Source organism: Chryseobacterium sp. 2987 (assembly GCF_031456375.1).
GTDB lineage: Bacteria > Bacteroidota > Bacteroidia > Flavobacteriales > Weeksellaceae > Chryseobacterium > Chryseobacterium vaccae.
In genome coordinates this window covers 581,712-590,031 of sequence record NZ_JAVDUN010000004.1, presented here as the reverse complement: position 1 = coordinate 590,031, position 8,320 = coordinate 581,712, and the positions used below count along the sequence as shown (strand labels likewise).

At 38.0% G+C, this 8,320-nt stretch carries 6 protein-coding genes; all 6 read right to left on the bottom strand.

The window, feature by feature from the left end; all coding sequences use genetic code 11:
- Positions 1 to 403: 403 nt before the first annotated feature.
- A complete protein-coding gene (locus J2Y40_RS15400) occupies positions 404 to 973 on the bottom strand; it encodes a hypothetical protein (RefSeq protein ID WP_153396147.1) in 570 nt (189 codons plus the stop codon).
- 9 nt (positions 974 to 982) lie between these two features.
- A complete protein-coding gene (locus J2Y40_RS15395; RefSeq protein WP_309999878.1) occupies positions 983 to 1,507 on the bottom strand; it encodes a hypothetical protein in 525 nt (174 codons plus the stop codon).
- A 5-nt stretch (positions 1,508 to 1,512) separates the two neighbouring features.
- Complete coding sequence (locus J2Y40_RS15390) at positions 1,513 to 4,251, bottom strand: hypothetical protein (protein WP_309999875.1); 2,739 nt, start codon at positions 4,249 to 4,251, stop codon at positions 1,513 to 1,515.
- Positions 4,244 to 5,044 carry a WxL protein host-binding domain-containing protein gene (locus J2Y40_RS15385; RefSeq protein WP_309999872.1) on the bottom strand — a complete coding sequence of 267 codons (801 nt, stop codon included), beginning with the start codon at positions 5,042 to 5,044 and terminating at the stop codon, positions 4,244 to 4,246. The genes J2Y40_RS15390 and J2Y40_RS15385 overlap by 8 nt, the downstream gene beginning before the upstream one ends.
- Positions 5,045 to 5,148: 104 nt before the next feature.
- Positions 5,149 to 5,727 (bottom strand): hypothetical protein, encoded by a 579-nt coding sequence (locus J2Y40_RS15380; protein ID WP_153396139.1) that lies wholly within the window; start codon positions 5,725 to 5,727, stop codon positions 5,149 to 5,151.
- A 221-nt stretch (positions 5,728 to 5,948) separates the two neighbouring features.
- Positions 5,949 to 8,294, bottom strand: coding sequence for a phosphocholine-specific phospholipase C (locus J2Y40_RS15375; RefSeq protein ID WP_309999869.1), 2,346 nt, complete (start codon positions 8,292 to 8,294; stop codon positions 5,949 to 5,951).
- Positions 8,295 to 8,320: the final 26 nt, after the last annotated feature.

The following is an 8,320-nucleotide window of genomic DNA, read 5'->3' as shown; positions in this document are numbered from 1 at the left end:
TGCGACAAGCGGGAGAGTAGGCCGCCGCCAGTTTTTATATTATTAGAAAGTCTCATACAGTTTTGTATGAGACTTTTTTTTTGTTGTATACTGCAATAGGGAGAAGGAATTAGGGAATAGGTAATAAGCGATACCTGATCAAATCTTTGTATTTCAAAAATAAGCGAAGCGGCTTTATTTATCTTAAAAACAGTAAGCTGTTACCCATCTTTGTCTGCCATTATCTATTGCTGATAAACCCTAGCCCCGATAGCAGCGGTTACCCCGCAACTGGATGGAAAAGAAAGGATTGAGGCAGGGAACAGCTAATGGCGTGAGGAGTATGAGCGGATAGCGGGAAAATGCTCATGAAAACTTTTTACATTAATTTCAGATTTTGAATTTCTTATAGATGCCAAGGAATTCAATTTGGACCTATGGTAAAGACTACTTGTGTACTATATGCAGCAGCAGGAATTGTAACAGAAGCACCGCGTATTTCCAATTGTACACCAATATCAGCATAATTTACACTATTACCAAGACCTAATACGCCGGTAAAGGTTATTGTAGAAAGCGTTGCTGCTGTTGCCTGAGGAATTTCTATATAATTGGTATTTCCTCCATTGATTGTAGCCGTACATAAGATGCAAAGACCATTGATAGTAGTCGTTCCTCCACTTCTTTTTGCAAAGAGGTGCAGATTGCTATTCCATAAAGTAGGAACATAGTGCATACTGATCTTGGCGCCGGCACTTGTGAGAAGGTTCAGGAAAGATCCTGGTAAGGTTCCGGATAATGTCAGTAGGTTAGGATTATCGTATGTTCCGGTATAGTTGGTTCCTGCTTCAGTAATGGTGGGAACGCTTACAGCCCAGTTGCTTCCGGCAATACTTATTGTTTGAGCCTCAAAGCTGCTACCGATCACTAAAGAAATGATGTACAGATATTTTTTTAAGAAAATTTTCCGGAGAAAGCGACTATTGGTTTTCATTTTTCAATTTTATTCTGTAATGGTGTAAATAATGTTAATAACTGTATTAGCCTGAGCCTGTAAATTGGCGTAATTGCCGGGAACTAATGAAATGGTAATCCCATGGCCGTTGTTTGTACCATTGCCTGTATAAGCACCCCCAATACCGCTGATAATAGTAACAGGAGTCGTAGTAAGAGTAACCTGTCCGGAAGAAGTTCCCAATGTTCCTCCTCCGGCTCCGGAAGCAGCAGCAGCCTGTAATCTTATATTCACCCCGTCAATAACTTTATTCACAGATGCTGTAATTCTTCTGGTAAGTCCTCCGGAGACAATTGCAGAAGTATAATTAATCCATTTTGATGTATTGGGGGTTGGATTCACCAGGGCATTTCCAGCCTCGGTAGGTGGCGTAAAATTTAAAGTTATATTTCCTGAAGGTTCAATATCCATTAAAGTTACAACGGGCAGCGTCATGGTAACAGTGATATTGGCAGTCTGAGAATAGAGGCTGCCAGATAAGATAAAAGCTATAGTTGATAATAGGGATCGCATCAGCATTATTTCTTATTTTTTATTTCATTATATCCTACTTTTAAGGACTCCTGCTGGTATTTGATTTCTACCGGCTGCTTAACAACACTAATATTTAATAGTTTTGTTTCTGCTGGCTGTAGGCTCAATTGAAATTGATTTGTTGAAATTTTATACCGTTTATCAAGGCCGTTTCGGTAAACTTTGACTGTCCAGTTACCCGGCCGGAGATACGTGAAATCAAAATCCTCTCCAACAAAACATATTTTACGGTAGGTCTGGTCGTTGCTACTAGCTTCCACAATAATACTTTCTCTTTTCTTTTTTCCTTTTTTATCAATACCCGTATTTTCTTTTTCTCCTGTTTCCTGGAGCTGAACATGCCCCTTTATACTGGCTGCGGCTGTTAATCCAAAATTGAAAATGTTTTCTTTATTCATAAGAGAAAGAGTAGCAGGGAAAATCTGTGTGGGAATATCATTGATTTCTGTGGTTGAACGGTCTATTTCCAAGAAATAATTACCTGGAATAACATTTTTAAATATATAATTTCCTTCTTTATCTGTAATGGAAATGTAGCTTCCAAGCATCAGTTTTATTCCCTCTGTCTTTTTTATGCCGAGATTGCTGATATTCCCAGATAAAGAAACATACTCTGCCGTTTTCTGCACCGGAATGTTGGGACGCCAGGTATACCGCATGGAAAATATAAAATCTTTCTTTCCTATTTCTCCTCTTTGTAATGAATATCTTCCTGAAAGATCAAGCTCATTCCCCGGAAACAACTGTTGATGAAACAGAAGTTCAAATAGATTTCTGTCTTTAAAATATTCTTCAGGGATATAATTGTTCTGATAAAATATACTTAAACTGGTTTTATCGGAAAATCTACTGAATATTCTTGCTCCATAATAAAGATTTTTCTGATTCTGTAGCTGATATCTTGAAGTGATAGCATAACTTCCGAACACATTAAAAGATGTCCTGAATTTTTGAAATGAAATATTGGCGGAATAAAGGCTGGAATTTCCACTGAATTCCGTAAGGTAATTATCAGTTTTACCCAACTGCCCATCGAGATTGATCTGAAATATTCCGATCTGCTGATTAATACTGATTTTGAAGAATCGTTCATTATAATCAAACTGCTTAGGCTCTAAACGGTCCTGGTACTTTTGATAGGCGTTATTAAGGATGATGAATCCATTAGACAGATATTTGTATTGTACTCCATACTGGAAGTATTTTCTGTAAGGCGCCGCCAGCAATAAATTATCCCGCTGGAAATTTTTGACATCCTGCATATAATTGGCAAAAACGCTAAGCTTTTTGGTAATGTTATAATAAATATTACCGTTGAAGGTATCTGTATTGGTAAAATATCCTGCAAATTTTGGGCTTGTTTTGATATACATTAAGCTTCCGTTGAATTTCTCAAAAATAGCTTCGGTATGCATCATATAAGCTGTTCCCTCTGTTTTCTCTGTCGCGCTGTAAGCCAATTCCCCGGAAAGGTTGATGTTTCTTGAAAGTTTGAATTTTCCCTTAATATAAGGAAGATGGGCTTCAGAATCTAATCTTCCATCTCCATAATTAATTTCTCTTTTTTCTGGAATTTTGTAAAGATATCCTGTAGAGATTTCTGATTCTTTCCGGATCCTGAAGGTTGAATATATATTAAATTCATCTTTAATATCTTTGAAAAACCTGGGATGGTTGTAGAATCCACCCACTCTTACTTTATTAAAATCATACCGGATTTCCGCCCCGCGCCCATATCTTGCAAACTCTGTTAAATAAGATGAAGAATAAGTTTTATCTCCAAGATGAACGAAAAGATGATCCCGTTTATAGTTGACAAAATATTCTTCATATTGAGTAAATGAACTAAATTCTACAGGATTGCGTGTTACTGCATGAAACTCAATCTGGTTTTTATTGTCTTTGTCCAATGTTCCTTTGCCATACAGCTCACCCTGGAAACCATCCTGGTAAACACCCATATTCTGCATGCCGATGAAAGACAAAGAGGCCGCAATAGGAAGTCTGTGGTAAATGTCATTTTCCAAAGGTTTTACCGATATAACCTGGGTACTTACGTAAACATCTTGATTTTCTTCAGGACTATCTTTTGAATATGCTGATAGATTCAGATTTTGAACCTCATTTTGCCTGAGATCAGGGCTGGTTAGTTTGTGTACGTTGATAACTTTAGATTCATTGGGGCTTAAGACTATTGATGTATCATAATCAATAATGGCATTTTTACTTTCCAGAATAACATTTTCCGTTACATTCCCGTTATTTTTCAGTAAAAATGAAGAATGAATGGTTTCTCCGGCTCTTATAAATTCCGGAGAATTTAATGGCTTAAGGGAAAGTTTCCTGCTCCCGGAAATGGTAATTTGTGAAGTTTTTACAAAGGATATCCCGCTATGGCGGTCTGTAATGTTCAATGTTATTGTATAGAGGCCCTTAGCTGTTTCTGCTGTAATACGTAATGGAAGCAGATATACTGAAGTTTCATGAGGAACCATCTTAAGTTCTCCTTTTGCTAAAATAGGGACGATATTCGGATCTGACGTGGTCGCCGAAATATCATAAACCTTGTTTTCCGCTGAACTATTTTCTAATGTAAAGGGAATAGAAGTAGACGTTCCCGGCATTAGACTATCTCTTTTACTGATCAACGGGCTGGATTGCTGTTGAGAAAAAGCAAATATCGGGAATAATAGGATAATAAATAAAGTCCAAGTTCTAATCATTTTTTACTTCTAATTCCACATTGAGTGCAAAAGCATTCTCTTCTTCGTCTGTGGTCATTATCGTAGCTCTATATTTACCTACAGGTACCTTACTGATATCAATGTAAAATGTTTTAGAGGTATTAGGCAGCAGTCCCATGGTTAAGCTTGAATAGGTTCCAAGCTTTTCACCGGTCTTACTGTTATAGATCTCAATAGATGCTGTTGGTTTACAGTAAAGACTTCCATTATTGGCTATTGCAATTTTTACGGTTTGCCTGCCATCTTGTTTTTCTACTTTTACGCTTTCAAATTTCAGTTCCGGTTTGGCCTTTTCTGCCTCATAATCTGTAATGACCTGGATAGCATACCTTATCACAGAAGTAATGCTTACTCCCGCTTTATTTTCGCTGGGTTTTATGTCATCTACAGGTTCTACAATGATGACGCTCCAATAACTTCCGGGGGCTAGTGTCTGATTAGGAACTGTGATTTCATAGAATATTTCTGTCTTTTCTTTGCCTTTCAGAGTAATCAGATTGGTATTGAGTTTAATCCAGTCTCCATTACTGCGTTTATTGGTATGCAATGATGTGTAATTGATTGTCCCATCCGCATGATAGGCGAAATCCTGTAAAAATAATTTTACATTCTGAGGAGTATTGCTTGTATTTTCAATAGCAATTTTTCCTTTATAAACTTTTCCGTTTTCTACTGAGTAAGAATGCGTAAGCCCGTTGAGAATCACAATACCGGCATGTAAAAAACTGAACTGCAAAATCAGGGTGATTAAAAGAAGAATACGCTTCATCATCATATAAAGTTTAGGGTTAAATCATAAATAATACAAAAACAGGAAGAAACTGAATGACAACTTCTTCTTGTTTTTGAAAGGTAGAATAGAATGGTGTTTAAATTCTAATTATCTGATATCGTATAAGTAACGGTAGCTATGGTAGTGGCGGTTGCCTGTAAATCTGCATAAGCTGCTACACCTCCGGGGCCGCTTCCTGCTGCAAGAGCATACGTAAGATTATGTCCGTTATTGGTACCATTGCCGGTATATGCACTTCCAATGCCGGAGATAATGATCTGGTCGGCACCACTTAATGTAAGCAGTCCTGCAGATGTTCCTAATGTACCTCCTCCGGATCCGGTGGCCGCAGCCGCAGTTACGTGAAGGTCAACCCCTGGAATGATGGCATTCATGCTTACAGTCACATTACGGGTAGGATCTGCAACAGATTTTATGGAAGAATAATTAAGCCACAGCGTAGTGTTTGCTGTACTTGGAATAATGGGATTTCCGGCTTCATCGGGAGCTGTAAATCCCAGGGTAATATTTTTAGTAGCAGCAGGTTCAATATCAACCAGGGCAACTTCCGGGATAGAAATTGTCACGGTATGATTGTCTGTTTTCGTATCCTGTGCACTCAGGTTTCCAGCGAATACTGAAGTAAATAATACTATCGCAAGGGATAAGTTTAATTTTTTCATGGTGTAGGTTGTTTAATGAAGTGAAATTAACAATAATCGAAATAATATGAAAATAATTTTTTATTTTTTGAATATTGTTAATTATTTTTATGTTATATGTTATTACGATTGTGAATTATTAATGCAAATTAAAATAAAAAAATATATTCTCTTATGATTGTAATCATAACAAAAAGCCTTACACCTGAGGGCGTAAGGCTCAATAAGTATATCAATAACTCCTAGATCCAGTGTGGGTCGGTAACAGACATTTTTCCGTTCTCTAGCCTTCCTGCAAAATGCCAGATACAGTCACCGGATATGATTTTTAGATCATACCAGCCTTTGTTTTTTGCCAGATCAACTGTCATTTTTTCTTCAGTTTGCTGCACCGAAATGTTTTTCCGGCTTTTTTCGTAAAGATTTTCCAGTACTAAATTGATATTTCCTTTCTTCTTTTGTCTGAAAATAATTTCAGCCTTATGTTCAGAAGCTCTATTCACAAAAAGTACTTCTGTTTCCGGGATCATGCTGCCTTTGAATTTTCTGAAAAATCCGTTCGGGCCAAAAACTTCATAGTCATAGTTCTGACCGGATATTTCATGTTTCATTTCCTGCTTAGCATACAATGCATATGAATAATAGGAAGCTCCTTTACCGAACATCGCTCTGTCATAAATAATCAGCGGAACACCATTTTCTTTCAGGTTCTCCATATGGATTTTTTTATTTTCCAGATTAACGTGGAAATGGTAAGGAAGTGGATTAGAAGGCTTGATCCCTCTTTCCTGAATATCAAGAAGCCTTTCACTAAGCTCACTTTCAGCATACCATTTCAGGTTTGGAACAGGTTTGCTTTTGGCTGCATTGATCGTCCTTGCATAATCTTTCTGATCAATATAATCCATTTGGGGAGCTTTTACATTAGCTGTATTAAAAGCAGACGTAAGATCTCCGCATACCGCTCTTCTCCAATCACTGATGTTATTTACCGTAACGTCTTTTCCTGTCTTTTTCTTTATGAAATTTTCCAGGAACTGAAGAACAGAAGTATGGTCTGAAACTTCAGAATTCACAAGACCGCCTTTCGTCCATGGCGAAGCAATAATCATTGGCACCCGATAGCCCAGACCTACAGTTCCTTCAATTCTTTCATGATCCTTCAGAGGAAGTGTTTTCATGTATTCCTGAGAACGGTCTACATATTCTGCGCCTTCTTTGCTGTTCATGTCAACTGGTTGGTTGGGATTCAATGGAGGAGTAAAAGGAAGAACATGGTCAAAATAACCGTCATTTTCATCATAATTGATAATGAAGATCGTTTTTTTCCATACTTCAGGATCTTTGGTGAGAATGTTCAGTACTTCTGAAATATACCATGCTCCATACCAGGGCGATCCCGGATGGTCTGAAAAATGCTCAGGGGCAACCAGCCATGAAACCAGCGGAAGCTTTTTCTCTTCAACATCTTTCCGGAACTGAAACAGGACATCTCCTTTCGGGACTACCAGTCTTTGTCCATATTCATCCTGCCCGATTTCAAGGTCCCAATAATTAGGATCATTGCTGTTGGTAGTAAAAGCTTTTTCATGAAGATTCTTTTCCTTCTGCGATAGTTTTGAATAATTTTTAGGATCATATTGAATCTGGTCTTCCTCCAGCTCGCGGATAATCTTGTCCAGTCTTTCTTTCTGCTCCGGCTTCTTTTCAATTTCCTTTTTCAGATGGTTAATCATTTTAGGAATATGCTGATGGTAGCCTTTGGAGAATTTTACATTGAAACTGGAAAACCATTCAATAGGATTATCTGTAAAGTTGCTTAACCAGGCCTCCTGTTCACCGGACATTCCTTTCGGAAGACTGATTTCATTCTGATAGATCCTCCAGGAAACATCCTGTTCCTCCAAAATTTCAGGAAAGCTTTTCCAGCGGGCCTGTCTTGCTTTATCATAATCGATATTTTCATTGTAAACATTAGCCTTTACTTTGCCATTTTGCTGCTCACGAAGTGTTCCGGACCAAAGGAAAAGCCTGTTTGGAGTAGTTCCCGTAAGAGAAGAGCAGAAATATTGATCGAAGATCGTAAATGCATCGGCAAGCTGGTAATAAAACGGAAGATCTTCCCGGTTATAATAACCTAAAGTAAGCGGAATATCTTTATAATCTTTATTGCCTGAAGCTTTTGCCTGCAGCCATTGATCATATTTTCCCTTGTTTAAAGCTTTCTGCTGGTCAGACCATGAATGGGGCAATGAACTCATCCATGTGGATTTTGTATTTCTAAGATCCAGCCGTGCAGGCGAGGCATATTTTCCGGAATTTCCTTTCTGAAAAAATACAGAATGGCCATCCTCTTTTATGAAAGCTCTTTTGTCTAAAAAGCCTCTTACTCCTTTAAGTGCTCCGAAAGCATGATCAAAGGAACGGTTTTCCTGCATCAGGATCACCACGTGTTCCGCATCATAAAAAGTAGATTGGGCAGCAGGTTCAATGGTAAGGGCTTTTAAAATGGAAGGGTGCAGAACGCTTGAAGTTCCTAATCCTGCCAGCAAAAGACTTGATTTTTCTAAAAATTCTCTTCTGTTCATAATCTGTCGTAATAGAAAGAAACCGC